This is a genomic window from Actinomadura rifamycini DSM 43936, assembly GCF_000425065.1.
GTDB lineage: Bacteria > Actinomycetota > Actinomycetes > Streptosporangiales > Streptosporangiaceae > Spirillospora > Spirillospora rifamycini.
The window spans coordinates 366,391-392,083 of record NZ_KE384301.1 but is presented as its reverse complement, the minus strand read 5'-3'; the positions used below and the strand labels follow the sequence as shown (position 1 = coordinate 392,083).

Below are 25,693 nucleotides of genomic sequence, written 5' to 3'. Positions count from 1 at the left end.
GGCGGGGCTCGGGCCGGTCGCGGACGGGCTCGCGTCCGGTGACGCCCCGGCGGGCAGGGGGTGGGCGGCGGTCATCGCGAGCACCAGTGCCGCGGTGACCGCCGCCGCCCGCGCGGCGATCTTCATGGCCCCGATCAAACGCCCCGGGCCGCCCCGGGCGATACGTCCCGAACCACAGAAATCCCGGGCGGCCTTTGGTCGCCGGGCACAGTCTCGGCGGCGGATCAGGCCCGACCCTTGCGTACCGACCGGTCGGTATGGTGTCCTCGGCGGGTGCTCGACGACTCCGCCGCCCCCGCCCCGGACGCGCGCGGGCCCGCGGCCCCCGGACCCGCCGCGTTCGGGACCGACGTGCCCGGCCTCGACCTCGACCGGTTCCGCGCCTTCTTCGACGCGGCCCGCCCGGGCGCCGTCACCGGCCCGCTGCGCGCCCGCGTCGTCGCGGGCGGCCGCTCCAACCTCACCTACGAGGTCACCGACGGCGCCGCCCGCTGGATCGTGCGCCGGCCGCCGCTCGGCCACGTGCTCGCCACCGCCCACGACATGTCCCGCGAGCACCGGGTGATGAGCGCGCTCGCGGGCGGCGGCGTGCCCGTCCCCGAGACGTACGCCCTCTGCGCGGACCCCGACGTCATCGGCGCGCCGTTCTACGTGATGGAGAAGGTCGAGGGCACCCCGTACCGGGACGCCGCCGAGCTGGCGCCGCTCGGCCCGGAGCGCACCGCGGCCGTCGGGGAGCGGATGGTCGACACCCTCGCCGCGCTGCACCGCGTCGATCCGGACGAGGCGGGACTCGCCGGCTTCGGCCGTCCTGACGGCTTCCTGGAGCGGCAGGTGCGGCGCTGGAAGAAGCAGCTCGACGCGTCCCGCAGCCGCGACCTCCCGGACGCCGACGCCCTGCACGCCCGGCTGGCGGCGAACGTCCCCGCCCGGTCCCCGGCCGCCGTCGTGCACGGCGACTACCGGCTCGACAACCTCCTCGTCGACGCGGACGACCGCGTCGCCGCGGTCCTCGACTGGGAGATGGCGACGCTCGGCGACCCCCTCACCGACCTGGCGCTCCTCCTCGTCTACATGCGGCGGCCGGCGCCCGAGCCGGGGCGGGGCGACGCCATGCGGGCGCCCGGGTTCCCGTCGCCGGACGACGTCGCCGCCCGCTACGCCGAGCGGAGCGGCCGCGACCTGGCGGCGCTCGGCTTCTACGTCGGGCTCGCCTGCTTCAAGCTCGCGGTCATCTCCGAAGGCATCCACTACCGGTACCTGCGCGGCCAGACGGTGGGGGAGGGCTTCGAGGCGATCGGCGCCGCCGTGGAGCCGCTGCTGAAGTCGGGGCTGGAGGCCCTGGAAGAACTGGGAGAAAAGCAATGATCCAGAGCACGATGCAGGACTTCCCTCTGTCGGTCGCCGCGATCCTGCGGCACGGGGCCCGGGTCTACGGGCGCAGCGAGTGCGTGACGTGGACCGGCGGCGGGGAACCCCGGCGGGCGACCTTCGCGGAGGTCGCCGCCAACGCCGAGCGGCTCGCCGCGGCCCTCACCCGGCTCGGCGTGCGCCCCGGCGACCGGGTCGCGACGTTCCAGTGGAACAACCAGGAGCACCTCGAGGCGTACTTCGCGGTGCCCGCGATGGGCGCCGTCCTGCACACCCTGAACATCCGGCTCTTCCCCGAGCAGCTCGCGCACATCATCAACCACGCCGACGACCAGGTCGTGATCGTCGACGACAGCCTGGTCCCGCTGCTGGCCCGCGTCGTCCACCGGCTCCCCGCCGTGGAGGCGTTCGTCGTGGTCGGCGACGGCGACGCCGCGCCGCTCGAGCGCAACGGCAACGGCGCGCCCGTGCTGCGCTACCGCGACCTGCTCGCCGCCGAGGAGCCCGGCTTCGCGTGGCCCGACGTGGACGAGCGCGCCGCCGCGTCCATGTGCTACACCAGCGGCACCACCGGCGACCCCAAGGGCGTCGTGTACTCGCACCGGTCCACGTTCCTGCACGCGATGGCCGTCCAGTCGGCGTCGCTCGTCGGCATCACCGAGGCCGACCGGGTGCTGGCGATCGTCCCGATGTTCCACGTCAACGCGTGGGGGCTGCCGTACGGGGCGTTCCTGTCGGGCGCGACCCTGCACATGCCCGGGCCGTTCATGCAGGCCGAGCACCTGACGGCGTTCATCGAGGCCGAGCGCAGCACGCTCGCCTCGGCCGTCCCGACGATCTGGAACGCGATCCTCGCGCACGGCGAGCAGCACGAGATCGACCTGTCGTCGCTGCGGTCCGGCACGTCCGGCGGCGCCGCCGCGCCCCGCGTCCTGCTGGAGCGCTTCGAGGAGCGCTACGGCCTGCGGATCATCCAGGGCTGGGGGATGACCGAGACCAGCCCGCTCGGCGGCATGGCGTTCCCGCCGCCCGGCGTCGAGCCCGGCACCGCGCGGGACGTCGACTGGCGGATGAAGTCGGGCCGCGTCGCCGCCGGCGTCGAGATGCGGATCGTGGGCGACGCGGGCGACGAGCTGCCGTGGGACGGGACGAGCGTCGGCGAGATCGAGGTCCGCGGCCCGTGGATCACCGGCGCCTACCACCGGGACCCGGCGCCGGAGAAGTTCCACGACGGCTGGCTGCGCACCGGCGACATCGGCACGATCGACGACCGCGGCTTCTACCAGATCACCGACCGGGTCAAGGACGTCATCAAGTCCGGCGGCGAGTGGATCTCGTCCGTCGAGCTGGAGAACCACCTCATGGCGCACCCGGCGGTGGCGGAGGCCGCCGTCATCGGGATCCCGGACCCCCGCTGGGACGAGCGCCCGCTCGCCTGCGTCGTCCTGCGGGACGGCGAAACCGCGACCGCCGCCGAACTCGCCGCGTTCCTCGCCGGCAAGGTCGCCCGCTGGCAGGTCCCCGAGAACTGGACGTTCCTGGACGAGATCCCCAAGACCACGGTCGGGAAGTGGGACAAGAAGCCGCTCCGGGCGCGCCACGCCGGATCGGAACTGAAGGTGGAGCGCGTCGAGAAGGACTGAGCGGGCCCCCGGCCTCAGCTCCGCAGGCCGTTGAGGAACAGGTCGACGTAGTGCTCGCTGATCGCCGCCGTCTCCAGCCGCCCGCCCGGCCGGTACCACGTGCCGAGCTGGTGGACGGTGCCGAAGAAGAAGTGCACGGCGATGTCGGCCGGGGGCGGCGCGCGGAACGACCCCTCGCGCTGCCCCTCCTCGACCAGCGCCCGGAACCGCTCGTGGTACCGGCGGCGCTCCGCCCGGACGGCCTCCCGCCGGTCGCGCCGCAGCAGGTGCGTCGACTGGAAGAACACGGTGAAGTCGTCCAGGTGCCGGAACGAGGTCTCCAGGACGTCGACGGCGGCGGCGCGCAGCCGCTCCGCCGCCGTGCCGGGCCCGTCGGCGATCCGCTCCAGCCTGCCCATCTGCAGCGCGAGCAGCCGGTGGTAGATCTCGTAGAGCAGGTCGTCCTTGGAGCCGAAGTAGTGGTACATCGCGCCCTTGGTGACGCCCGCCGCGGCCACGATCTCCTGCACCGAGGCGTCGGCGAACCCCTTCTCGGCGAACAGCCGGGTCGCCTCGGCCAGGAGCCGGTCCGGGACGGACGCCTCCTCCGGGGCCCGCTCTGCCGACGCCCGCGCCACCGCTCCACCTCCGTCCGGCGGCCCCGGGCGGGCGCGCCGTTCCCGCACCGCCCCGAGACCGGCCGACAGCCTACCGGCCGGTCCGGTCACGCCCGGACGATCTCGGGACCGGCGGCGGCGAGGTCGGCGGCGAGGTCGGTGTCCAGCCCGGTGTCGGTGATCAGGACGTCCATGTCCGACACGTCGCCGAACCGCACCAGGTGATCGTGCCCGATCTTGGTGCGGTCGGCGAGCAGCACCCGCCGCCGCGACGAGGCGATCATCGCCCGCTTCACCGCGGCCTCCGCCTGGTCGGACGTGGTCAGGCCGCGCTCCACCGAGCATCCGTTCGTCGCCATGAACGCCACGTCCACCCACAGGTCGGCGAGCGGCCGCAGCACCCAGTCGTCCACCGTGGCCAGCGTCCGCGGCCGCACCCGCCCGCCCAGGATGATCACCGTGAGGTTGGGGCGGGCGGCGAGCACGGCCGCGTGCGGCGGCGAGTTGACGATCACGGTCAGTTCGCGGTCGGTCGGCAGGAGCTGGACGAACCGGGCCGTGGTCGTCCCGGCGTCCACGATGATCGACCCCTCGGCGGGCAGCTCGGCCAGCGCGGCCTTCGCGATCCGCTGCTTCTCCTCGGTCAGCACCGCGTCCCGCGCGGCCAGCTCCGGCTCGAAGCCGAGGCGCTCGACCGGCATCGCGCCGCCGTGCACCCGCCGGATCGTCCCGGCCCGCTCCAGGACGGTCAGGTCGCGGCGGATCGTCTCGGTCGTCACCGAGAACTCCTCCGCGAGCGCCACGACGTCCACCCGCCCCTTCGAGCGGGCCAGGGCAAGGATCGCCTGCTGTCGTTCCTCGGCGTACATGCCCGCCATTGTCCCCGACGCCCCCGGCCCGCCCGACGTTCCCGCGGCGGCCCGGTCAGGGCGCCGCGCCGGCCGCGGGGCCGGGCCCGGCGTCCGGTTCGGCGTCCGGTTCGGCGTCCAGGTCGCGGGCGAGCAGCGCCGCCAGCGCGTCCAGGACGGCGTCGGCGCCGTCGCCGTCCGCCGACAGGGTCACCTCGGCGCCCGGTCCGGCGCCCAGCGACAGCACCCCCAGCAGGCCCCCGGCCGGGACCGGGCCGCGCTCCCCGGTCCGGACGAACACCGGGACGGGCTGCCGCGCCGCCTCCTCCACGAAGATCTTCGCCGGCCGGGCGTGCAGCCCCTGCGCCGAGCCGAGGACCACGGTCCGTTCGGGCATCGCGTGCCCTCCTTCCGGTCAGGGTTCGATGGTCACCTTGATGGCGGCGCCCCGGGTGACGAGGTCGAGCGCCTCGTGCAGGTCGTCCAGGGGCAGCCGGTGCGTGATCAGGTCGTCGACCGGGACCGCCCCGGAGGCGATCAGGTCCAGCGCGCGGGCGTTGTGGGCGGGGCTGGAGCCGTTCGCGCCGACGAGGCTCAGCTCCCGGTAGTGCACCCGGTTCGCGTCGACGGAGATGACCGGCGCGTCCTTCGGCAGGCCGCCGAACAGGCTGACCCGCCCGCCGGGCGCCATCAGCCGCTGCGCCGTCTCCTGCGCCGCGCCCGACGCGGCCGCGGTGATCGCGACGTCGGCGCCGCGCCCGCCCGTCCGGTCCAGGATCTCGGTGACGACGTCGGACGCGCCCGCGTCGATCGCCGCGTCCGGCTTGACCACCGCCGCCGCCCGCTCCAGCCGCTCGGCGTTGACCTCGACGAGGAACACCCGCGCCGCGCCGCGCGCCCGCGCCACCCGCACGTGCAGGCACCCCACCGGCCCCGACCCGAACACCACGACGTCGTCGCCCTCGCCGACCCGCGCCAGCTCCTGCCCGTTGAGGACGCACGCGAGCGGCTCGGCCACCGACGCCTCCGCGAACGACACGCCGTCCGGGACGCGGTTCACCCCGTTCACGGCGAGCACCTTCGCCGGGACGATCATGTACTGGGCGAACGCGCCGTCGTAGTGGTAGCCCATCGACTCCTGCGCGGCGCACACCGTCATCCGGCCGCGCCGGCACTCGGCGCAGTCGCCGCACGGGATCGCGGCGATGACCTGGACGCGGTCGCCCGGCGCCCAGCCGTCCGCGCCGGGGCCCGCCGCGACGACCTCCCCGGCGATCTCGTGCCCCATCACCCGCGGCGGGACGATGTGGTGGTGCCCGAACCGGGAGATCTTCACGTCCGTCCCGCAGGCGGAGCAGTTCCGCACGCGGATCTTCAGCTCGCCCGGGCCGGGCTCCGGCTCGGGCGCGTCCTCCAGGCGGATGTCGCCGGGGGCGTGGAAACGGGCTACCTTCATCCGGTCGGTTCCTGTTCTTCGAGTCGGTCGTCTTCGGTCGTTCCGTCCGCGCCCGCCGGGTCGAGCAGGCGCAGGACGTCCTCGGGGGCCGCGGCCTCGCGCAGCGCGCGGGCCCGGTCCGGGTCGAGCAGGACCTGGGCGAGTTCCGCCAGGATCCCGATGTGGCCGTCGCCGCGCGCCGCGATCGCGATGCACACGGTGGTCTCCGGGCCGCCCCAGTCGACGCCGTCCGGGAACCGGACGACAGCGAGGGCGTCGCGGCGGACCAGGTCGCGGCCCGCCGCGGTCCCGTGCGGGATCGCCACGCCCTCCCCGAGGAAGGTGGAGATCGAGCGTTCCCGCTCGAGCATCGCGTCGACGTAGCCGGGTTCGACCGCGCCGGCGTCCACGAGCACCCGCCCGCACAGCCGGACGGCCTCGTCGCGGCCGGCGGCCCGCTCGTGCAACCGGATCGCGGCCGGGTCCAGCAGCCGCGCCGCCGCGCCCGCGGCGGGGTCAGCCACCGACCTCACCGCCGTCCTTGATCGCCTTGACGAGCCGGTCGACGGCCGGGTCGCCGAGGTAGACCTCGAACGGGATCACCGGGGTGCCGTCGGCGGCGCCCCGCCGGGCCCGCGCGGCGAGGCCGCTGTGGCAGACGACCACGTCGGCGTCGGCGGGGATCGAGTCGACGGGGGTGTGCTCGACCGTCACGTCCTGCTTCTTCAGCGTCTTGCGGAGGTGGCCGGCGAGCATGACGCTGCTGCCCATCCCGGCGTCGCACGCGATCACGAGCTTGCGGACGTCCTTGCCGTTCATCGTGGGGTCCCTTCGGTGGGTCGGTCGGTCACCGGGGCGGCGTCGGTCTCGGGGGCGGTCTCGTCGCCGGCCCGCCCGCCGGCGCCCACCTTCGTCTCGTCGGCCTTGCCGCCGGCGGCGTCCTCGCCGGCCTCGTTCCCGCCGGCCTCGCTCTGCGCGCCGGCCTCGGTCCGCGTGCCGGGCGCGTCGGACGCGTCCTCGCCGTCCTTCGCGGCCGTCCCGTCGCCGCCGTCGCCGGCGCCGTCCGGCTCGGCCAGCCGCCCGAAGCCGAGCAGGGCGGCGCCGACCCCGAACGAGACGGCGGCGGAGGCGAGCAGGCCGCCGTACACGCCGAACCAGTTCCCGGCGCCCCGCGGCGTCTGCGCCAGGTAGGCGAAGATGCTGCCGGGGGACGGCGACGCGACCAGCCCGACGCCGGTCGCCGCGAAGATCGCCACGCCGGTCATGCCGCCCGCGATCGCCGCGAGGATCATCCGCGGCTTCATCAGGATGTACGGGAAGTAGATCTCGTGGATGCCGCCGAAGAACTGGATGATCGCGGCGGCGGGGACGCTCGGGCGCAGCCGCTTCGGGCCGAAGAACAGGTACGCGAGCAGCACGCCGATGCCCGGACCGGGGTTCGACTCGATCATGAACAGGACGGACTTGCCGGTCTCGGTCGCCTGCTGGATGCCGAGCGGGGTGAGCACGCCGTGGTTCACGGCGTTGTTGAGGAACAGCACCTTCGCGGGCTCGACCAGCAGGGACGTCAGCGGCAGCAGGTTGTGCTCGACGAGCCACCCGACGGCGTCCCCGGCCCAGTCGGACACGGTGCCCATCACCGGCCCGATCACGGCGCGCCCGGCGACCGCCATGGCGGCGCCGATGATCCCGGCGGAGAAGTTGTCCACCAGCATCTCGAAGCCGGTGCGGACGCGGTCCTGCACGAGGTCGTCGAACAGCTTCAGCAGGTACGCGGTGAGCGGGCCGATGATCATCGCGCCGAGGAACATCGGCTGCTCCGCGCCGACGGCGATGCCGACGGTGGCGACGGCGCCCACCACGGCGCCGCGCTGCCCGTGCACCATGCGGCCGCCGGTGTAGCCGATCAGCACCGGCAGCAGCATCTTGATCATCGGGTCGACGAGCTCGGCCAGGTCCTCGTTCGGCAGCCAGCCGGTCGGGATGAACAGCGCGGTGATCAGGCCCCAGGCGATGAACGCGCCGATGTTGGGCATCACCATCCCGGCGAGCTTGCCGCCGAACCGCTGGACGGTCGCGCGGAGCCCGCCGCCCGCGGGCTCGGGGGTGTACGCGGTGGCCATCGCGGCCTCCTGTCGTTCGGGGGTGGGGTGGTCCCGGGCGGCCCGGGAGGGGTCAGGTGAGGAGGGGACGGGCCAGGTCGGGGCGCGGGTGGATGCGGACGATGTCGCGGCGGACGTCGCGCGCCCCCGGCATCCGGCTGGCGGGCAGCCGGACCGCGGCGGCGCCCCAGGCCAGGCCCTCGGCGAGGGCGCGCTCGCCGCGCGCGCCCGCGGCGAGGAACCCGGCGAGCAGGGCGTCGCCGGCGCCGACCGTGCTGCGCGGCCGCGCCACCGGGGCGTCGCCGCTGAGCACGCCGTCGTCGTCGACCAGCACGGCCCCCTCGGCGCCGAGGCTGACGAGCACGCCGCGGGCGCCCTGCGCGCGCAGCTCGCCCGCCGCCTCGACGGCGTCGGCGACCGTGCCGACCGGGCCGCCGACGGCCTCGGCGAGCTCCTCCAGGTTCGGCTTGACCAGGTCGGGGCCGGCGGCGACCGCCGCGCGCAGCGCGGGCCCGCTGGTGTCGACCGCGACCCGGGCGCCGTCCGCCGCGAACCGGCGGCACAGCGCGGCGTAGGCGGTGTCGGGGACGCCCGGCGGCAGGCTCCCGCAGCAGACCACCCAGCCGGCCCCGCCCGCCGCCGCGGCCTCGACGGCGCCGGTGACCTCGTCCAGCTCCGCGGGGGACAGCGGTCCGCCCGGCTCGTTGAGCTTGGTGACGACGCCGTCCGGCTCGACGACGGTGACGTTGGAGCGGGTGCGCCCGGCGACCCGGACCGCGCGGACGGGGAGCCCCTCGGCCCGCAGCAGCCGCCGCAGCTCCTCGCCGTCGGCGCCGCCCACCGCGAGCACGGCGGTGGAGTCGGCGCCGTTGGCCAGCAGCGCGCGGGAGACGTTGACGCCCTTGCCGCCCGGGTCGAGGCGCGCCGAACGGGCCCGGATCACCGCGCCGCGCGTCAGCACGTCCACCTCGATCGTCCGGTCGAGGCTCGGGTTGAGCGTCAGCGTGACGATCATGCGCGGCCCGTTCCCGAAAGCATGTTGGTTTCCTCCTGTTTGAGCTTGTTCTCTTGTATTTATGCCTCACTTGTGTCCGAGTCAAGGGGGGAGGCGTGGTTCATCGCAGAAAAACCCACATGCGCCGCGGCCCGTCCCGGACGCCGGTCGGCCGTGGACTCGCGGCGCGAGCGGGGAAGGATGAGCGGTGTGGGGGCAGGCGGCCGAGCCGGGGAGGACGGCGTGGCACGACACGGGCGCGCGGCGCCGGCGCGGGAGATCGCCGTCGGCCTGCTCGTCCTCGCCGTGTACGTGCTGGCCACGCACGCGTTCGCCGGGGACCGCGCGGCCGCCGACGCGAACGGCCGCTTCCTGCTCGACCTCGAGCGCCGGATCGGGCTGGACGTCGAGCTGTCCCTCAACGCCGCCCTGGCGGGGCACGAGGTGCTCGGCGCCCTCGCCGCCTGGGAGTACGCGACCACCTACGTCATCGGCACCTTCGGGTTCCTCGGGTACCTGTGGTGGCGGCGGAGCCCCGCGTACCCGTGGGCCCGCAACACGCTGATCTGGATGACGCTGATCGCGGTCGTGTGCTTCGCGCTGTGGCCGGTCGCCCCGCCGCGCCTGCTGCCCGGCGGCGGCTACACCGACATCATCGCGCTGCACCATCCGCCCGCCACCTGGGGGACGGGCGTGGTCTCGGCGGGCGCCAACCCCTACGCGGCGATGCCGAGCCTGCACATCGGGTGGATCGCGTGGATCGGCGCCGCCGCCGTCCGCGCCCGCTGCGGGCCCGCGTTCCTGTGGCTCTGCGTCCTGCACCTGGCGGTGACGAGCGCGGTCATCGTCGCGACCGCCGCCCACTACGTCATCGACATCCCCGGCGGGCTGCTGCTGGTCCCCGCCGCCGCGGCCGCCGAGCGGCTGCGCGTCCGGCTGCGGCGCGGCCGCCGCGGCCGGGCGGACGCCGGCGGCGCCGGGCGCGCGCAGCGCGTGGCGGCGCCCGACGCGTTCTTCCTGTACGTCGAGGACGGCGGCGTCCCGCAGGTCGTCGGCGGGGTCGCCGAGTTCGCCGGGCCCGGCCCGCCGGTGGAGCGGGTCCGCGCCCTGCTGGCCGAGCGGCTGCCCCGGCTGCCCCGCCTCACCCAGCGCGTCGCCCCGGCCGGGCTCCTGCGCCGTCCGCGGTGGGTGCCGGTCGACGAGGTCGACCTCGACCTGCACGTCGTGGAGGTCGAGGCGCCCGCGGCCGAACGGGACGGCCGCCGCGCCCTGGACGAGGTCGTGGCGCGGCTGGCGGCGACCCCGCTGGACCGCGACCGGCCGCTGTGGCGGTTCTGCCTCGTCCGGGGCGGGCCCGGCGGGCGGGACGCGGCGGTGATCGTCATGCACCACGCGATCGCCGACGGGATCGGCGTCGTCGACATCCTGCGCGGCATCCTCGAGCCCCCGCTCCCCGAGGCGGACGTCCCGCGCGGCCCCGGACGGCTGGTGCGCGCCGCCGCGGTCGTCCCGGGGCTCGTCGCGCTCGCCCGTGACGGCGCCGCGCCCGCCGTCGTGATCACCGGGCCGCTCGGCGCCCGCCGCCGGTACGGCACCGCGACCCTCCCGCTGGACCGTGTCCGCGCCGCCGCCCGCGCCGCCGGGGTGCGGGTGACCGACCTGCTCCTCGCGCTGGTCGGGGAGGTCGTCGCCGGGGTCCTCGCCGGGCGCGGCGACCCGGCGCGCGGGCGCGCCGCCGGTGCTGCGCGCGGCGGTGCCGGTCACGCTGCGCGCCCCCGCCCCGCCGGGCCGCGGCCGCACCGCCGTCCCCGGCAACCTGACCGCCGCGCTGCGGCTGGACGTGCCGGTCGACCGCCGCCCGCTGCGGGACCGGCTCGCGGCCGTGCACCGCTCCGCCGAGCGGCGCCGCGCGTCCGGGCGGGCGGTGGCGAGCACCGCCGTCCTGCGGCTCCTCGGCGCGCTGCCGCCCCGGTTGCACGCGCGCGCCGCCCGCGCCGTGTACCGTGCGCGGTTCTTCGGCGCGATCGTGTCGAACATGCCCGGCCCGGACACGGCGATGTCGCTCGCGGGGGTGCCGCTGGGCGACGTCCACCCGATCCTGCCGCTGGCCGACGGGGTGCCCCTCGCGGTGGGGGCGCTCGGCTGGAACGGCGCGCTGCACGTCGCGGTGACCGCCGATCCGCGCCTGCTGCCCGAGGCGGACGGCTTCGCGGGAGCGCTCGTCCGGGCCTTCGAGGAGCTGACCGCCGGGCCGGGCGCCGCGCCGGCCGCCGGGAGCGGCGCGCTGCCGGAGGCCGGGCCGCCCCGCAGGACGCCCACCTGAGCGGAGCCGGGCCCGCCACCTCCCGAAACGCCGGAAATGTCGGTGCCGCCGGGAAGGATACGGACATGACCGAGACACCGGCCCCCACGACCGAGATCGGCGACCAGGCCGCGTACGCCGCCGCCGTCCAGACCGCCGTCACCGCGTCCGCCGCCTACTACGGCGGCGGCGACTCGCCGCTGGACGACGACGCGTTCGACCGGCTCGTGCGCGGCATCGCCGCCTACGAGGCCGCGCACCCCGAGCACGTCCTGCCCGACTCGCCGACCGGCAAGGTCGCCGGGGGAGCCGTGGTCGGGGACGTGCCGCACACCGTCCCCATGCTGAGCCTGGACAACGTGTTCTCCGCCGACGACCTCGAGTCGTGGGCCGCCGGGGTCGCCCGCCGGATCGGCCGCGACGTCGAGGTCTGGAGCGTGGAGCCGAAGCTGGACGGCCTCGCCATCTCCGCCCGCTACGAGGACGGCCGGCTCGCGCGGCTGGTGACGCGGGGCGACGGGGCCGCGGGCGAGGACGTCTCGCACGGCAAGGGCATGATCGAGGGGCTGCCGGAGCGGCTCGCCGAGCCGGTCACCGTGGAACTGCGCGGCGAGGTGCTGATGACCCGCGCCCAGTTCGAGGCCGCCAACGCGGCGCGCACCGGCGCGGGCGGCGCCGCGTTCGCCAACCCGCGCAGCGCCGCCGCCGGGTCGCTGCGCGCCCGGGACCGCGCCTACCAGGTCGAGATGACCTTCTTCGCCTACGGCGCGCTGCCGATGGACGGCACCGGGGAGGAGCTCGCGGAGCGGCTCCGCGGGCTGCCGCACAGCGAGGTGATGGAGTTCGTCGCCGGGCTCGGCGCGCGCACCGTCGCCGTCACGCCCGTCCCCGGGACGACCGCGACGAGCGTGGAGGCGGTGCTGGAGCGGGTCCGGGAGATCGCGGCGCTGCGCGCGGACCTCGACTTCGGCATCGACGGCATCGTGATCAAGGCGGACGCCGCCGCCGACCAGGCCGACGCGGGGCTGTCGTCGCGCGCGCCGCGCTGGGCGGTCGCCTACAAGCTCCCGGCCGTCGAGAAGATCACCCGCCTGGTCGGCGTCGAGTGGAACGTGGGCCGCACCGGCGTCATCGCGCCCCGCGCCCATCTCGAGCCCGTCGAGGTGGACGGCTCGGTCATCGAGTACGCCACCCTGCACAACGCCGCCGACATCGAGCGGCGCGGGCTGCTGCTCGGCGACCACGTCACCGTCTACAAGGCGGGGGACGTGATCCCCCGCGTGGAGGCGCCGGTGGCGCACCTGCGCACCGGCGACGAGAAGCCGATCGAGGTCCCCGAGGTCTGCCCGCGCTGCGGCGACGAGATCGACGTGTCGCAGCAGCGGTGGCGCTGCGTGCGCGGCCGCGACTGCCACGCCGTCGCGTCCGTCCGCTACGCCGCCGGCCGCGACGCCCTGGACATCGAGGGCCTCGCCGGGAGCCGCATCGACCAGCTCGTCGCGGCCGGGCTCATCGCGGACTTCGCCGACCTGTTCGCCCTCACCCGCGAGCAGGTCATCGGGCTCGACCGGATGGGCGAGACGAGCACCGCGAACCTGCTCGCCGCGATCGAGGCCGCGAAGGCGAAGCCGCTGAACAAGGTCTTCTGCGCGCTCGGGGTGCGCAAGACCGGCCGCTCCCTGTCCCGGCGCATCGCCCGCCACTTCGGCACGATGGACGCGATCCGCGCGGCGGACGCCGAGGCGTTCCAGGAGGTCGACGGGATCGGCGCGGACAAGGCCGAGGTCTGCGTCGAGGAGATCGCCGCGCTCGCGCCGCTGATCGACAAGCTCGTCGCCGCCGGGGTGAACATGACCGAGCCCGGCGCGACCGGCCGGCCCGCGGCGGCGCCGTCCCAGGACGGGACGGACGGGACGGACGCGGCGGCCGGGGCGGCGGAGGGCGCGGCGGACCTCCCGCTCGCCGGGCTGTCGGTGGTCGCGACCGGCGCGATGTCCGGCCCGCTCGACGGGCTGTCCCGCAACGAGGTCAACGAGCTCATCGAACGCGCCGGGGGACGGGCGTCCTCGTCGGTGTCGGCGAAGACGTCGCTGCTCGTCGCCGGGGAGAAGGCCGGGTCCAAGCGGGCCAAGGCCGAGAAGCTCGGCGTCGAGATCGTCACCCCGGAGGAGTTCGCCGACCGCGTCGCCGCCTTCCTCTGACCCGGACCGCCCCGGACCGTCAGCGGCCGCCGCCGGACCGGACGAGCCAGCTCAGCAGCAGCATCACGTCCAGCCGGCCGTCGAGCTCGGTGAACCGGCCGCCGGTCAGTTCGTGGATGCGGCGCAGCCGGTACCGGACGGTCTGCTCGTGGATGTGCAGCCGCTCGGCCGCGACGACGGCGTTGTCGCCGGACTGCAGGTACGTCAGCAGCGTCTCCGCCAGCGGCTGCCGCCGCTGGCGGGGCAGCTCCAGCAGCGGCCCGAGGACGGCGCCCGCGGTGGCGCCGACGAGTTCCTCGGCGGCGAGCGTCGCCAGCGACGCCACGTGCTCGGCGCAGCGGACGGGCTCGCCGCGCGGCAGCATCCCCCGCTCGATCAGCGTCAGCGCGTGCCGCGCCCAGCGCAGCGACACCGCGCCCTGCGCCACCGGCACGGTCGGGCCGATCGCGGCGGTGCCGAGCCGGTGCAGGGCGGGCCACAGCCGCTCCTGCCCGGGGCCGTCCGGGTCGGGCACCACCAGGAACGGGATGGGCGCGTCCCAGTCGGCCAGCACCGACGGCGGCAGGATCCGGGCCCCGGCGGGCGCGCCCGCCGGGAGCGCGACCAGTCCGATGCTCTTCGGCAGGTCCCAGCGCGCCGCGACCGCCAGCTCGGCGATCGCCTCGTGCGCGGGGGGCGGCTCGAGGATCAGCATGTCGCGGAGCCGTTCGCGGCGCCGCTCCCGCGCGGTCGCGAGCTGGCCCTGCTCGCGCGCGTAGCCCTGCGCGGCGGCGTCGGCGATCCGGGAGACCAGCATGAACAGCGAGTCGGTGAGGCGGCCCAGCGTCTCCCGCGACCAGCCGAGCCGGTAGGCGTCCATGATGAACCGCTGGCACGCGACCTGGCAGCTCACCCGCATCGCCGTCTGCAGCGCGTCCAGGCCGCGGCCCTGCCGGGCCTCGAGCTCGCCGAGGCGCGTGTACAGCTCGGTGAGCTTGCGGGGGTCGGCGTCGGGATGGTCGACCGAGTCGACGAAGAACGCGACCGCGTCGCGGACCGCGCGCTCGACCCGCTCGGCGTACTCGCCGTCGTCGCCGGAGTACTCGGGGACCTGCTCACGGATCTCCCGCTCCATCTCCCGTACGGCTTCCTGCACGTGCTGGCGCAGCATGCCGGGCAGTTCGTCGGGCAGGGGACCGACCACGAAGACCTCCCTCCGGGGACGGGCTCACCTTAGGCGTCCCGGGTGATCGCTGTCACCCTGGGGGCCGCGTCAGCCGTTTGCCCAGCCGTTGCGCGGGCTTCTCCACGAACCGGTACGCCAGCGCGGACGCCCCGAGGACGCCCGCGACCAGCAGCGCGCCCCAGCCGAGCCGCTCCGGTACCGGCAGCGACCCCGGGTCCTCCCCGGCGGCCGACCAGACCGCCTGGACCACCAGCGGGTGCAGCAGGTACATCGAGTAGCTGACCAGGCCCGACCACACGAGCGCCCGCGGCATCGTCCGGTGCCGCAGGGCGAGGCCCGCGAGGAACGTCAGCCAGGCCGCCGCGACGGCGAGCGACCAGTCGAGGCCGAGCGACTCCGGGTACCCGTGCTGCGACCAGGTGGGCGGCGGCCGCAGCCCCGCGAGCAGCGTCAGCACCGGCACCACCGCGATCATCGCGGCGGCGGGCCAGGCCCGCAGCCGGCCGTCCTGCAGCCCGCGGACGGCGGTCCCGGCGAACATCGTCGCGATGATGCACAGGCTCTCGACCCCGCCGATGCGGCTGTTGAGCACCAGCAGCGTCAGCGCCAGCGTCGCCACCACGGCGACCCCGATCCGCCGGACGGCCGGTCCGCCGAACAGCGCCGCGAGCCCGGCCGCGAGGACGGCCGCCGCGACGAGCGTCGTCCCGTCCGGCCAGCGGGCCGCCAGCAGCTGCGACGGCAGCACCACGCCGAGCAGGGCCGCCGCGATCCCGAACCCGAGCGCGATCCGCGCGCTGGCCCGCTTCACCCCGGCGACGAACATCGCCGTCACCAGCAGGTAGAAGATCATCTCGTACGAGAGCGTCCAGAACACGTTCACGACGTTCGGCACGCCGAGGAGGTCCTGCAACATCGTCAGGTGGGCGAGCGCCGCCGTCCACGGACGGTCGCCGAGCGCGGCGGGCAGGCCGTAGCCCAAACCCGCCACGGCGAGCGCCAGCGCGAGCGCCACCGACACCGCCCACGCCGGGTACAGGCGGAAGAACCGCCCGACCCAGAACGCGCGGACGCTGCCGCGCCGCTCCAGCGAGAACGGCACCACGTAGCCGCTGACGAGGAAGAACACGAAGACGCCGTAGCGTCCGAAGTCGAACCAGGGACTCGCGGTGGCGCGGACCTCGGGCAGCAGCACGTCGAGCGAGTGCTCGAAGACCACGACCAGGGCGGCGATCCCGCGCAGGGCGTCCAGCCAGCCCATCCGCGGCCGGTTCGCCGCGGGCGCGTCGATCCGAGTGTCCGGTGGGGTCAGAGTGTTCGCCGGCATCCCGGCCACCCTAGGTGCCCTTTCCCGGTGCTCCGCCCAGCGCCCCCTGAACGTTCGCTGAACGCCAGGTCGTCGCCTTGCGGCGTGTCGCCGTCCGGTTCATACCGGGATCGACCTGTCGATGGTGGAACGTCCCCGCGGGCGGGCGGCGGTCAGCCGGGGAGGACGCCCACCGCGCCGTACAGCAGGGGCGGGCCGGTCACGATGCGCGGCCGTTCGGGACGCCACCCCGCCGCGGGGGCCACGCCGGGCTCCAGCGGCACGAACGGCCCGAGCAGCCGCCCGACCTCCGCGGCGCCGCGCGGGTGCAGCGGGACGCCCGCGTCCCGGTACAGCCGCGCCGCCTCGGCCGTCGCGGCGGGCGCGAAGTCGCCGGTGGCGTGCGCGACGACCAGCGCGCTGCCCGGCGCGGCCGCCGCGGCCAGCGCGGCGACGGGCCCGTACGGGTCGGCCAGGAAGTGCAGGACGGACGCGAACACGAGCGCGACCGGCTCGGTGGGGTCGATCAGCCGGCGCACCTCCGCGCTGGCCAGGATCGCCGCCGGGTCGCGCAGGTCCGCCCGCAGCGCCGCGACGCCGTCGGCGGCGAGCCGGGCGCGGGCGTGCGCGATGACCAGCGGGTCGGCGTCGACGTACACGACGCGGGGGCCGTGGACGTACCGGGCCGCCATCTGGTGCAGGTTGTCGTCGGTGGGCAGCCCGCAGCCGAGGTCGAGGAACTGCCGGACGCCGCGCGCGGCGAGCGTCCGGACGGCGCGGGCGACGAACGCGCGGCCGTCCCGGGCCGCCGCGGCCGCGCCCGGCAGCACGTCCAGCAGCCGGTCGGCGAGATCGCGGTCGGCGGCGTAGTTGTCCTTGCCGCCGAGCAGGCGGTCCTGGACCCGGGCGAGGCCCGGGCGGTGCAGGTCGGGGACGGGGCCCGGCCCGCGCTCCGGTGGGGTCCCGGGCGCGGCGGCGGGCGCCCGCTCGTTCGCGGGGCCCCGGCCGGGGGCCCGTCCGCTCGTCGCCGTCCCTGGCATCACCTGTCGCCTTCCCCTGGGGAGCAAGTGCGGTGGCTGCCATCGACGGTAGAACGCCCGGGGCGGGTCGCGCGGGGCCCGGAGTCCGGGTGGACCGAAACGCCCGCGCCGGGTGTCCGGATCGGGTCACGCGCGTTTGTGCGGCGGTGCGGCGGGCCGGGAGAGACGAGTGCGGCGCCGCAGGTAGAGGCGGTCGCGGAGAAGGGACGAGCGCTGCGCGGCTGTGAGCGGAGGGTTCCACCGGATTGGCCGCTTCCGGCCATGACAGCGAGTTGACCGGCGGTGTGAAGGGTTGTCGAAATTCGCCGTCTGCCGCCCGCCCGTATGGCGCATCTCACCATAGGCCCCGCCGGGGCGGCGCCCCCGGCCGGGGCTCAGCGGCGGCAGCGCCCGCGGCGCCCGCGGCTCTCCTCGGCGGCCCGGCTCAGCTCCTCGAGCACGAGCGTCGCGCCGATCCCGGCCAGCCACGTGTCCTTCGCGAGCGGGATGCCGTCCTGGGTGGGGCGGATGCTCCCCTTCTCGTGCATCCCGGGCAGCCGCAGGTAGAGGCCGGTCAGGCCGCCCGCGAACGCGGTGAGCGCGGCGCCCGCGAGCGCGGTCGGGACGAACGGCGCCATCAGCGCGGCGCCGAGCGCCGCCTCGGCCGTCCCCAGCATGCGGGTGAACTTGTGCGGGTCCTTCGACGCCAGGAAGGGGTACGCCGTCTTCGCCGTGCCGTGGATGTAGTCCGCGGTCCCCGGGTCGCCCTTCAGCTTCGACAGCCCCGAGTTCAGGATGAACGCGCCCACGACCACGCGGGCCGGCATCTGGTGCGCGCGAGCAAGAAAACGCATCGTTCCCCACAAGGATCAGGTGAGTCCGGGCGCACCCTGTCATTCCCGCCGATTCCCACGGGCACCCGGAGGCGCGGTCAATTTTCGGCATCGCCGGCCCGCTACCCCGCCGGGCGCAGCCCGGCCCGGGCGCTCTGCTCCCGGCGGCGGACTCCCGGAGCATCCGCGCATCCGACGACGGCCCCCGTGCCGGCCTCGCACCATCGCAGGGTCGCACCGAGAGTGAGGAGTCGCGAGATGTCGGTACAGGAAGCCGTCCCGGGGAGGAGCCCCGCGGGACGTGCGTGGCGGCCGCGTCCGGCCGTCCGCAAGACGCTGCTGCTGGTGCACGTCCTCGCCTCCGTGGGGCTGGTCGGCGAGGTGTGGGCGCTCGTCATGCTCAACCTCGCGGCGACGGTGACGGCGGACGCCGCGCTGGTCGAGCCCGCGTACCGGCTGATGCCCGTGCTGGTGATGAGCGGCGGGATCCCGCTGAGCTTCATCGCGCTGGCCACCGGGATCGCGCTCGGCCTGGGCAGCAAGTGGGGGGTGCTGCGGCACCGGTGGGTGTTCGCGAAACTGCTGCTGCTGGTCGTGGTGATCCTGTTCGGGGCCCTGCTGGGGCAGCCCGAGGCGCTGGCGGAGGCGGCGGCCGCCGGGACCCTTCCGGACACCGCGCGCAGGTGGCGGGAGGTCGCGGTGGTCGCCGTCCAGCTCGCCATGCTGCTGGCGGCCACCGGCCTGTCGATCTTCAAGCCGCGCGGCCGAATGCCCTGGCCGCGCCGCCCCGACCGCCGCCCCTGACCCCGGCCCCGAGCGGCACCGCGGGCTCAGCCCGGTTCGTCGGCGAGGCGCTCCGCCACCGCGCGCAGCGCCTCGACGCACGCCCGCACCGCCGGCCGGTCGGCGTCCGTCCGCCAGACCACGTAGATCGCGCGGCGGACGGCCGGGCGGGTGGCGAGCATCCGCACCCCGGCGGGGACGGGGTCGCGGCCGAGCCGGGGGACCAGCGCGGCGGCCAGGCCGGCCGCCACGAACGCGAGCTGCGTGGAGTAGTCGGCGACGTTGCAGACGATCTCCGGGTCGGCGCCGTGCTCGCGCAGCGTGTGCAGCAGCTGCCGCTCGCAGGTGCCGCCCGCCGTCCACGCCGCCCACCGCAGCCCGCCCAGCTCGGCCAGGTCGACCGTCCGCCGCCGGGCGAGCGGATGCCCGGCGGGGAGCGCGAGGTCGATGACGTCCGACGCCAGGAGCAGCCGCGACACCGCGGCGGGCAGCGGCGTCGGCAGCGTGTCCCAGCTCTCCACCACCGCGACGTCGATGTCCCCGCGGTCCAGGGCGGGCAGGACGGTCTCGGCCTCGCCCTCGTCCAGGGTGGGCGACAGGCGCGGGTGGCGCTCCCGCAGCGCGGCGAGCGCCTGCGGCAGCACCGCGCGGGCCGCGGTGACGAACGAGCCGAGCCGTACGGGCCCGACCGCGTCCTCGCGCAGCCCGTCCAGCTCCGCGCGGGCGGCCGCGAGCTGGGCCAGCACCCGCGCGGCGTGCCCGGCCAGGACGTGCCCGGCGCCGGTGAGCCGGACGCCGCGGCCCCGCGGCTCGAGCAGCCGGTGCCCGGTCTCCCGCTCCAGCTTCGCGAGCTGCTGCGACACCCCGGACGGCGTCACGTGCAGGGACTCGGCGGCGGCCGCGATCGTGCCGTGGACCGAAACCGCGTGCAGGGCCCGCAGCCGTTCGATGTTCATCGTCACGGTAGGAATGCTACCGATTTGGACTTAAAAAGCGTTGCTTGTGCTAAATGTTGCGCTGCGGGAGCGTGGAGCGCGTGCGAAGGACCGACCCGCGGCTCCAGGTGATCGCCGGCGCCGCCTTCATCTCCGCCTCCGCGATCTTCGTCGGGCTTTCCGGCGTATCCGCCGCGACGGCCGCGTTCTTCCGCTGCGCGCTCGCCGTGCCGCTGCTGGTCCCGCTCGTCCGGTGGGAGCGGCGGCGGGCGGGCCCGGGGCGCGGCGGGGCGGCGCACGTCGCCGCCGGGCTCCTGCTCGGCGCGGACCTGGTCCTGTGGGGCGCGGCCATCGAGGGCGTCGGCGCGGGCATCGCGACCGTCCTCGTCAACGTGCAGGTCGTGGTGGTGCCGCTGCTCGCGCTGGCCGCGTTCCGCGAGCGCCCGTCGCGGGCGTTCGCGGCGGCGCTCCCGGTCATGCTCGCGGGCGTCGCTCTCGCGGCCGGCCTCGCCGACCAGGGGCCCCGCGCCGCCGACCCGGTGCGCGGGGCGCTCTACGGTGTCGGCGCCGGGGTCGCCTACGGCGGATACCTGTTCCTGACGCGCGTCGCCGGGCGGCACGAGCCCCACCGGGCGCGGCCCGTGCTGCTCGCGACGCTCGGCGCGGGCGCCGCGTCCGTCGCGGTCGGCGCCCCCTGGCACGGCGTCGACCTCGCCCCCGGCTGGGCCGCGTTCGGCTGGCTGGCCGCGCTGGCGGTGACCGGCCAGGTCTGCGGCTGGCTGCTGATCAACGCCGGGCTGCCGCGGCTGCGCGCCGAGGTCGGCGGGGCGCTGCTGCTCCTCCAGCCGGTGCTCGCCGTGCTGCTCGGCGCCGCGGTGCTGGCCGAGCGGCCCGCGCCGGCCCAGCTCGCCGGCTGTGCCCTGGTCGTCGCCGCCGTCCGGCTGGCCGGGCGCCGCGAGCCCCCGCCGCCGCAGGACGCGGTGCCCGCGGTCCCCGCCGGGACGGAACGGGCGGCCGCCGCGCGGCCCGCGCGCTAACGTCGGGCCCATGGAGTGGGCGGCGGAGCACGAGATCACGTCCGGCGCCGCGGCGGCGCTCGTGGGGGAGCGGTTCCCCGAGCTGCGCGGCGCGCCGGTCGAGCCGCTCGCGACCGGCTGGGACAACACGGTGTTCCGCGTCGGCGGCGACTGGGCGTTCCGGTTCCCGCGCCGGAAGATCGCCGTGCCGGGCGTCGAGCGCGAGATCGCGACGCTCCCCGCGCTGGCACCCCGCCTGCCGCTGCCGATCCCCGTGCCGCGCTACGTGGGCGGGCCCGGCGGCGGGTTCCCCTGGCCGTTCTTCGGCGCGCGGCTCCTCCCGGGGCGGGAGCTCGCCGAGGTCCGGCCGCCGGACGGGCGGCGCGCGGGGATCGCCGCCGCCGTCGGCGGCTTCCTGCGGGCGCTGCACGACCCCGCGCTCGTCCCTGCCGCGGGCGCCGGACTGCCCGTGGACCCGCTCCGGCGGAGCGATCCCGCCCACCGGGCCGCGGCGGCCGCCGAGCGGCTGGCCCGGCTCGCCGCGCTCGGCCTGTGGGAGCCGGACGCCGCCGTCCGCGGCTTCCTGGACGCTGCCCGCGACGCCGCACCGCCCGCCGGGGAGCCCGTGATCGTGCACGGCGACCTGCACGTCCGGCACGTCCTGGTCGGGCCCGCGGGGGAGGCCGCGGGCGTGATCGACTGGGGCGACGTCTGCCGCGCCGACCCGGCCGTGGACCTGTCCCTGGCGTACGCCGCGTTCACCGGCGGCGACCGTGCCGCGTTCCTGGACGCCTACGGGCCCGTGCCGCCGGACCGGGAGCGGGCGGCGCGGGTGCTGGCGCTGTTCATCGCCGCCGCGCTCGCCGAGTACGCCGCGTCCGAAGGGCTCGCGGCGCTGCTGGCGGAGTCGCTCGCCGGGATCGGGCGGGCGCTCGCGCACTGAGCCGCCGCCCCGGCGCCGCCGGGTGCGGTCAGGTGCGCATGTAGACGCGGATCGCGGTGCCGTCCGGGCCGGTGTGCACGCGCACCAGGTCGGCGAGGTGGTTGACGAGCAGAATCCCGCGGCCGCCGTGCGGGCTCATCTCCACCGGGATCCGCCCGGCGAGCGGATCGGCGATCGTCCCGGCGTCCCGCACCTCGCAGACGACCCGGCCGTCCTCGGCCCAGATCCGCGCGGTGCCCGTCCCGCCGCCGTGCAGGCAGGAGTTCGCGGCCAGCTCGTTGACGGCCAGCTCCATGTCGCCCGCCGCGTCCGGGGCGAGGCCGAGCCGCGTCGCCCAGGCCCACGCGAACTCCCGGACCATCGGCAGCGCGTCGAGATCGAAGTCGATGCGGTACGCCTCGGCGGGCGGCGGCAGCGGCCGGTTGTAGTCGCTGACGATCCGGTCCGGCGCGTAGTCGCCGCTCTCGCGCTCGCCGTCCGCGTCGATGAGCACCGGGTGCGTGGCGCGGGCGTCGGCGAGCGCGCGGTCGTCCAGCCGGGTCGCGTCGTACGGGCACAGTATCGTCACGCGCCGTCCCGCGAACGCGAGGTTGATCAGCGCCTCGTGCTGGGCGCAGGCCGGGTACTCGGTCTCCGACCGGCCCGGCCAGATCGGTTCGCCGATGATCCGCACCCGCGCGGCCCGGTGCCGGTCGGCGAAGTCGCGCAGCACACCGGGGATGATCCGTCCCGGGTTGCGCCCCGCCTCGGTCATGTCGAGCCAGGTGACGGACGCCGCCGCGGCGCCCGGGGCGTCGCCGCCGAGAGCGTCCCGCAGCGTCGCCAGCTTCTCGCCCGGCACCGCCACGGCGACGGGCTCGCCCTCCGCGACGCCGTCCCGGACGAACGGCACGGTCCCCGCGAGGTACTCCTCGTCGCTCCCGTAGAACAGGGCGGGGTGGACGAACGCGTCGGCGTCCGCGCCGCGGTCCGTCGCCGCCGTGCCCGTGAAACCCGTGCCCGTGAAACCCGTGTCCGCGGAGCTCATCGCGTCGCCGCCCCGCACGGCGCCCCCATCTCGTCCATCGGCCCGAGCGTACGCGCCCTGCGGCGGCGGTTCGGTATGGCCCCCGTCGATGATCTGCCCCCTGACTCGGTGAACGCCGTTCACCTAACGGTTACCCCGCAGCGAAACGCAAAAACGGGAGGTTTCGCATCATTTCCGCTACGTTACCTGCCGGAAGCGCGCTGTCGCCTCCGCCGGCTCCGGCAGCAGCGCGGCGTCCACGACGTCCGTCAGCCGGTCCCGCCTGCGGTGCGCGGCGCGCTGCCGCTCGGCGCCCGTCCCGCCGGCCAGCAGCCGCCCGACCCCGCGCGCGACGCTGTCCGCGTCGCCGCTGTCGCGCAGCGCGGGCGCCGCGCGGGCGAGCAGGGCGGCGGCCAGGTCGCGCTGCGCCGCGGGACGCCCGGTCCGCACGTCCAGGCCCGTCCCCGCGGTCCCGTCGCGGGCCGCCAGCCAGTACGCGGCGCGCAGCATCTCCTGCGGCGGGGCGGGCGCCGGATCGCCCGCGTCGACGGCGGCGGCGGCCGTCTCCACCAGCGCCCGGATCAGCCCGGCGAGCGCCGCCGCGTCCGCCGCCGTCAGCGCCACGTCGGCGACCCGCACCTCCACCGTCGGGAGCCGCGCGGACGGCCGGACGTCCCAGAAGATCGTCCCGGTGTCCATGAGCGCGCCGCACTCCAGGAGGGACGCGACCAGCTCCTCGTAGTGGGACAGCGACGCGAAGTAGGGCGGGGGCCCGGCCACCGGCCAGCGCGCCCACGTCAGCGCCCGCCAGCAGGCGTGCCCGGTGTCGCGGCCCGCCCAGAACGGCGAGTTGGCCGCCAGCGCCAGCAGCGTCGGCAGCCAGGGCCGCAGGTGGTTGCCGACGAGGACCGCGCGCTCCCGGTCGGGCATCTCGACGTGCACGTGGCACGAGCAGATGCTCTGCTCGTCGTCCAAACCGCGGTAGGTCGCGACGCTCTCGGCGTACCGGGCGCCCGCGGTGATCGGCGCCGGCACGAGGTCGCCCAGCACCGGCGTGCCGGTCGCGGCGAGCCGCAGCCCCTCCGCCGCGGCGGCGTCCGCCATCGCGGCCCGCATCTGCCGGACCTGCTCCTCGAGCTTCACCAAGTCGTCGCAGGGCGGGGTCTTGGCCTCGGCGAGGAACCCGACCAGCTCGGTGGACGCCCGCTCGCCCAAAGTCGCCGCGGCGCGGCGCACCACGTCGGCGGCGCGGGGGACGACCTCGCGCGTGCCGGGATCGACGACGAAGTACTCTTCCTCGATTCCGAAACGCGGCGCCATTCCCCCACCTCGGCTCGTGCGCGCCGCGGGCCGCCTGTCACGTCACAGCCGCGTCACCGCGACGGCACATCACTTCGACGTTACGTGACGGACGGCGGCTTGGCACGTGCCTTTTCGGTGTGTCAGGGCCCCGAGTCGACCCACAGGACCGCGAGAGCCGCGAGGTGCGTGATCACAACGATGCCCAGGCTCACGATGAACAGCATCTTCGCCGGGCCGTGCGGGAAGTACTTGCCCTGCTTCAGCGGGCCGAGTTCACGCTGCCGGGCGGCGATCCGCTCCTCGAGCGGCGGACGGCCGAACACCGCTACGCCCGGGGATCGTCGACGACGACGTCGCTCATGATGTCGACGGCGAGGGCGACCACTCCGCCGAGGGCGACCACCGCGGCCCCGGCGCCGAAGACCACCCAGCTCGGCCCCATGACGAGCCCCGCGCCGCCGATGGCGAAACCGATGAAGATGATGCTGACGGCGACCCAGGACTTCGGGCGCCCGGCGTGGCTGCCGCTCGACATGCGCGTTGTCTTCCCTCTAGCAGGTTCCGGTGGGGATTCGATCTACGTGGCCGAACTCTAGCAACGACCCTCCGCACCGGCGTTTCCGGGGTGCCCGTACCGCCCCGCGAGCCGTCACACGAGCCCCTCACACGAGCCCCTCACACGAAGGCGCCGTGGCCGGTCGCCGCGCGGCCGACGATCAGCGTGTTGATCTCCCGGGTGCCCTCGTAGGAGTACAGCGCCTCGGCGTCGGCGACGAACCGCCCGATGCCGTAGTCCAGGACGATGCCGTTGCCCGCCATCAGCTCCCGCGCCCAGCCGACCGCCTCCCGCATCCGGGTGGTGCAGTACGCCTTCGCGAGGGCCGAGTGCTCGTCGCGGTACAGGCCCGCGTCCTGGAGCTGCGCGAGCCGCACGACCATGCCGAGGGAGGCCGTCGCGTTGCCCAGCATCCGCACCAGCAGGTCCTGGACGAGCTGGAACTCGGCGATCACCCGGCCGAACTGCTCCCGCTCGACCGCGTAGCGGCGGGCGATCTCGTACGCCGCGAGCATCACCCCGACCGCCTGCCACGCGACGCCGCTGCGCGTCCGGCGCAGCACGGCGGCGGTGTCGCGGAACGTGCGGGCGTCCACCAGCCGGTCCTCCTCGGGCACCCGGCAGTCCTCGAGCACGATGTCGGCGTTCTGCACCGTCCGCAGCGCGATCTTGTTCTCGATGCGGGTGGCGGTGAACCCCGGCGTGTCCTTGCCGACCACGAACCCCTTCACCTGCCCGTCGTCGGCGTCGCGCGCCCACACGACGGTCAGGTCCGCGAACGTGGCGTTGCCGATCCACCGCTTGGCGCCGTTCAGGATCCAGTGGTCCCCGTCGCGGCGCGCGGTCGTCCGCAGGCCCAGTGCGACGTCCGACCCGCCCTCCGGCTCGGTCAGCGCGAACGCCCCGATCTTCTCCATCCGCCCCATCGCGGGCAGCCACCGGGCGCGCTGCTCCGGCGACCCGCACCGGCCGATGCTGCCCATCGCCAGCCCCGAGTGGACGCCGAAGAACGTGGCCATGGACGGGTCGACGCGGGCCATGTCCATCGCGAGGAACCCGGTCAGCAGGCTGCTGGGCCGCTCCCCGGGGCACTCCTCGTAGGGCAGGCCGGCGACGCCCAGCTCGGCGTACCCGGGGATCAGGTCGAACGGGAACTCCGCGCGGGCCCAGCAGTCGTTCGCGATCGGCGCGACCTTCTCCTCCAGGAAGGCCCGCACCCGCCCGACGATCTCCTGCTCGCGCTCGTCGAGGAGGTCCTGCATGCGATAGAGGTCACCGGGAAGGGAATCCAAGGTCATGCGGGCCACCTTCCCGGTGGCCGGGCTCCTAACCTGAGC

Annotated in this window: 25 protein-coding genes and 1 pseudogene; 8 read left to right on the top strand and 18 right to left on the bottom strand. The window is 75.9% G+C overall.

The genetic code is table 11. From position 1 onward, the window contains the following. Positions 1–351 precede the first annotated feature (351 nt). Together H505_RS0138610 and H505_RS0138605 are read left to right on the top strand one after the other, a co-directional pair. Positions 352–1,368, top strand: a complete 1,017-nt coding sequence (locus H505_RS0138610; protein ID WP_026406239.1) for a phosphotransferase family protein — start codon at positions 352–354, stop codon at positions 1,366–1,368. Then, positions 1,365–3,014, top strand: a complete 1,650-nt coding sequence (locus H505_RS0138605) for a long-chain fatty acid--CoA ligase (RefSeq protein ID WP_245592740.1) — start codon at positions 1,365–1,367, stop codon at positions 3,012–3,014. Before H505_RS0138610 ends, H505_RS0138605 begins: the two co-directional genes overlap by 4 nt. Positions 3,015–3,028: 14 nt before the next feature. Here H505_RS0138605 and H505_RS0138600 read toward each other — a convergent pair whose 3' ends face one another. The 8 genes from H505_RS0138600 to pfkB form a co-directional block, all read right to left on the bottom strand. Then, the gene (locus tag H505_RS0138600; RefSeq protein WP_026406237.1) at positions 3,029–3,631 is read right to left on the bottom strand and encodes a TetR/AcrR family transcriptional regulator; all 603 of its coding nucleotides are present in this window, start codon (positions 3,629–3,631) and stop codon (positions 3,029–3,031) included. An 86-nt stretch (positions 3,632–3,717) separates the two neighbouring features. Further along, positions 3,718–4,479 carry a DeoR/GlpR family DNA-binding transcription regulator gene (locus H505_RS0138595; RefSeq protein WP_026406236.1) on the bottom strand — a complete coding sequence of 254 codons (762 nt, stop codon included), beginning with the start codon at positions 4,477–4,479 and terminating at the stop codon, positions 3,718–3,720. Between the two features lie 55 nt (positions 4,480–4,534). Next, complete coding sequence (locus H505_RS0138590; RefSeq protein WP_026406235.1) at positions 4,535–4,855, bottom strand: HPr family phosphocarrier protein; 321 nt, start codon at positions 4,853–4,855, stop codon at positions 4,535–4,537. 18 nt (positions 4,856–4,873) lie between these two features. Then, the gene (locus H505_RS0138585) at positions 4,874–5,914 is read right to left on the bottom strand and encodes a zinc-dependent dehydrogenase (RefSeq protein WP_026406234.1); all 1,041 of its coding nucleotides are present in this window, start codon (positions 5,912–5,914) and stop codon (positions 4,874–4,876) included. Then, a complete protein-coding gene (locus H505_RS47080; RefSeq protein ID WP_084551315.1) occupies positions 5,911–6,417 on the bottom strand; it encodes a PTS mannitol transporter subunit IIA in 507 nt (168 codons plus the stop codon). Before H505_RS47080 ends, H505_RS0138585 begins: the two co-directional genes overlap by 4 nt. Then, positions 6,410–6,712, bottom strand: a complete 303-nt coding sequence (locus H505_RS0138575) for a PTS lactose transporter subunit IIB (RefSeq protein ID WP_026406233.1) — start codon at positions 6,710–6,712, stop codon at positions 6,410–6,412. Before H505_RS0138575 ends, H505_RS47080 begins: the two co-directional genes overlap by 8 nt. Then, positions 6,709–8,016, bottom strand: a complete 1,308-nt coding sequence (mtlA, locus tag H505_RS47075; protein WP_051301629.1) for a mannitol-specific PTS transporter subunit IIC — start codon at positions 8,014–8,016, stop codon at positions 6,709–6,711. The genes H505_RS0138575 and mtlA overlap by 4 nt, the downstream gene beginning before the upstream one ends. A gap of 52 nt (positions 8,017–8,068) precedes the next feature. Then, a complete protein-coding gene (gene pfkB, locus H505_RS0138565) occupies positions 8,069–9,010 on the bottom strand; it encodes a 1-phosphofructokinase (protein WP_026406232.1) in 942 nt (313 codons plus the stop codon). Positions 9,011–9,031: 21 nt separating this feature from the next. On the opposite strand from pfkB, the pseudogene H505_RS52895 reads away from it, so the two are divergent. From H505_RS52895 to ligA, 3 genes and pseudogenes are all read left to right on the top strand, one after another. Then, positions 9,032–10,426 (top strand): annotated as a pseudogene (locus tag H505_RS52895) (phosphatase PAP2 family protein); the annotation flags it as partial. Positions 10,427–10,727: 301 nt separating this feature from the next. Further along, positions 10,728–11,312, top strand: a complete 585-nt coding sequence (locus H505_RS52890; protein ID WP_425248288.1) for a WS/DGAT domain-containing protein — start codon at positions 10,728–10,730, stop codon at positions 11,310–11,312. Positions 11,313–11,377: 65 nt separating this feature from the next. Further along, on the top strand, positions 11,378–13,492 hold the full coding sequence (ligA, locus tag H505_RS52885) for an NAD-dependent DNA ligase LigA (RefSeq protein ID WP_026406231.1): 2,115 nt from the start codon (positions 11,378–11,380) through the stop codon (positions 13,490–13,492). 19 nt (positions 13,493–13,511) lie between these two features. Here the strand turns inward: ligA and H505_RS0138555 are convergent, their stop codons facing one another. The 4 genes from H505_RS0138555 to H505_RS0138540 all read right to left on the bottom strand — a co-directional run bounded on the left by H505_RS0138555 (position 13,512) and on the right by H505_RS0138540 (position 17,836). Further along, positions 13,512–14,675 (bottom strand): PucR-like N-terminal domain-containing protein, encoded by a 1,164-nt coding sequence (locus H505_RS0138555; protein WP_026406230.1) that lies wholly within the window; start codon positions 14,673–14,675, stop codon positions 13,512–13,514. 52 nt (positions 14,676–14,727) lie between these two features. After that, the gene (locus tag H505_RS0138550) at positions 14,728–15,984 is read right to left on the bottom strand and encodes an acyltransferase family protein (protein WP_084551311.1); all 1,257 of its coding nucleotides are present in this window, start codon (positions 15,982–15,984) and stop codon (positions 14,728–14,730) included. Between the two features lie 152 nt (positions 15,985–16,136). After that, on the bottom strand, positions 16,137–17,003 hold the full coding sequence (locus tag H505_RS47070) for an SAM-dependent methyltransferase (protein WP_051301628.1): 867 nt from the start codon (positions 17,001–17,003) through the stop codon (positions 16,137–16,139). A gap of 374 nt (positions 17,004–17,377) precedes the next feature. Then, positions 17,378–17,836: a hypothetical protein gene (locus tag H505_RS0138540; protein WP_026406228.1), complete on the bottom strand. Its 459-nt coding sequence runs from the start codon at positions 17,834–17,836 to the stop codon at positions 17,378–17,380. Between the two features lie 237 nt (positions 17,837–18,073). On the opposite strand from H505_RS0138540, the gene H505_RS47065 reads away from it, so the two are divergent. Further along, positions 18,074–18,619, top strand: coding sequence for a hypothetical protein (locus H505_RS47065; protein WP_051301627.1), 546 nt, complete (start codon positions 18,074–18,076; stop codon positions 18,617–18,619). Positions 18,620–18,645: 26 nt separating this feature from the next. Here H505_RS47065 and H505_RS0138530 read toward each other — a convergent pair whose 3' ends face one another. After that, positions 18,646–19,554 carry a LysR family transcriptional regulator gene (locus H505_RS0138530; RefSeq protein WP_034521883.1) on the bottom strand — a complete coding sequence of 303 codons (909 nt, stop codon included), beginning with the start codon at positions 19,552–19,554 and terminating at the stop codon, positions 18,646–18,648. 80 nt (positions 19,555–19,634) lie between these two features. Here H505_RS0138530 and H505_RS47060 point away from each other — a divergent pair, with 80 nt between their 5' ends. Further along, a complete protein-coding gene (locus H505_RS47060; RefSeq protein WP_233617583.1) occupies positions 19,635–20,570 on the top strand; it encodes a DMT family transporter in 936 nt (311 codons plus the stop codon). A 10-nt stretch (positions 20,571–20,580) separates the two neighbouring features. Next, positions 20,581–21,492 (top strand): phosphotransferase, encoded by a 912-nt coding sequence (locus tag H505_RS0138520; RefSeq protein WP_026406226.1) that lies wholly within the window; start codon positions 20,581–20,583, stop codon positions 21,490–21,492. 28 nt (positions 21,493–21,520) lie between these two features. Here H505_RS0138520 and H505_RS47055 read toward each other — a convergent pair whose 3' ends face one another. From H505_RS47055 to H505_RS0138495, 5 genes are all read right to left on the bottom strand, one after another. After that, positions 21,521–22,519, bottom strand: a complete 999-nt coding sequence (locus H505_RS47055) for a sensor histidine kinase (RefSeq protein ID WP_084551335.1) — start codon at positions 22,517–22,519, stop codon at positions 21,521–21,523. Between the two features lie 177 nt (positions 22,520–22,696). Further along, the gene (locus H505_RS47050; RefSeq protein WP_034521881.1) at positions 22,697–23,818 is read right to left on the bottom strand and encodes a carboxylate-amine ligase; all 1,122 of its coding nucleotides are present in this window, start codon (positions 23,816–23,818) and stop codon (positions 22,697–22,699) included. Positions 23,819–23,940: 122 nt separating this feature from the next. Next, positions 23,941–24,123, bottom strand: coding sequence for a hypothetical protein (locus H505_RS0138505; protein WP_026406225.1), 183 nt, complete (start codon positions 24,121–24,123; stop codon positions 23,941–23,943). Positions 24,124–24,125: 2 nt separating this feature from the next. Continuing rightward, positions 24,126–24,335 (bottom strand): HGxxPAAW family protein, encoded by a 210-nt coding sequence (locus H505_RS0138500; RefSeq protein ID WP_026406224.1) that lies wholly within the window; start codon positions 24,333–24,335, stop codon positions 24,126–24,128. A 140-nt stretch (positions 24,336–24,475) separates the two neighbouring features. Beyond that, entirely contained in the window at positions 24,476–25,654 is a 1,179-nt protein-coding gene (locus H505_RS0138495) for an acyl-CoA dehydrogenase family protein (protein WP_026406223.1), read from the bottom strand. Positions 25,655–25,693: the final 39 nt, after the last annotated feature.

What these genes read in the sequence shown, in the direction of transcription:
- H505_RS0138605 (WP_245592740.1), top strand. Translation starts at nt 1,365, where the DNA reads ATGATCCAGAGCACGATGCAGGACTTCCCTCTGTCGGTCGCCGCGATC.
- H505_RS0138595 (WP_026406236.1), bottom strand. Translation starts at nt 4,479, where the DNA reads ATGTACGCCGAGGAACGACAGCAGGCGATCCTTGCCCTGGCCCGCTCG.
- H505_RS0138590 (WP_026406235.1), bottom strand. Translation starts at nt 4,855, where the DNA reads ATGCCCGAACGGACCGTGGTCCTCGGCTCGGCGCAGGGGCTGCACGCC.
- H505_RS0138585 (WP_026406234.1), bottom strand. Translation starts at nt 5,914, where the DNA reads ATGAAGGTAGCCCGTTTCCACGCCCCCGGCGACATCCGCCTGGAGGAC.
- H505_RS0138575 (WP_026406233.1), bottom strand. Translation starts at nt 6,712, where the DNA reads ATGAACGGCAAGGACGTCCGCAAGCTCGTGATCGCGTGCGACGCCGGG.
- mtlA (WP_051301629.1), bottom strand. Translation starts at nt 8,016, where the DNA reads ATGGCCACCGCGTACACCCCCGAGCCCGCGGGCGGCGGGCTCCGCGCG.
- pfkB (WP_026406232.1), bottom strand. Translation starts at nt 9,010, where the DNA reads ATGATCGTCACGCTGACGCTCAACCCGAGCCTCGACCGGACGATCGAG.
- ligA (WP_026406231.1), top strand. Translation starts at nt 11,378, where the DNA reads ATGACCGAGACACCGGCCCCCACGACCGAGATCGGCGACCAGGCCGCG.
- H505_RS0138550 (WP_084551311.1), bottom strand. Translation starts at nt 15,984, where the DNA reads ATGCCGGCGAACACTCTGACCCCACCGGACACTCGGATCGACGCGCCC.
- H505_RS47070 (WP_051301628.1), bottom strand. Translation starts at nt 17,003, where the DNA reads ATGCCAGGGACGGCGACGAGCGGACGGGCCCCCGGCCGGGGCCCCGCG.
- H505_RS0138540 (WP_026406228.1), bottom strand. Translation starts at nt 17,836, where the DNA reads ATGCGTTTTCTTGCTCGCGCGCACCAGATGCCGGCCCGCGTGGTCGTG.
- H505_RS47065 (WP_051301627.1), top strand. Translation starts at nt 18,074, where the DNA reads ATGTCGGTACAGGAAGCCGTCCCGGGGAGGAGCCCCGCGGGACGTGCG.
- H505_RS0138530 (WP_034521883.1), bottom strand. Translation starts at nt 19,554, where the DNA reads ATGAACATCGAACGGCTGCGGGCCCTGCACGCGGTTTCGGTCCACGGC.
- H505_RS0138520 (WP_026406226.1), top strand. Translation starts at nt 20,581, where the DNA reads ATGGAGTGGGCGGCGGAGCACGAGATCACGTCCGGCGCCGCGGCGGCG.
- H505_RS47055 (WP_084551335.1), bottom strand. Translation starts at nt 22,519, where the DNA reads ATGAGCTCCGCGGACACGGGTTTCACGGGCACGGGTTTCACGGGCACG.
- H505_RS47050 (WP_034521881.1), bottom strand. Translation starts at nt 23,818, where the DNA reads ATGGCGCCGCGTTTCGGAATCGAGGAAGAGTACTTCGTCGTCGATCCC.
- H505_RS0138500 (WP_026406224.1), bottom strand. Translation starts at nt 24,335, where the DNA reads ATGTCGAGCGGCAGCCACGCCGGGCGCCCGAAGTCCTGGGTCGCCGTC.
- H505_RS0138495 (WP_026406223.1), bottom strand. Translation starts at nt 25,654, where the DNA reads ATGACCTTGGATTCCCTTCCCGGTGACCTCTATCGCATGCAGGACCTC.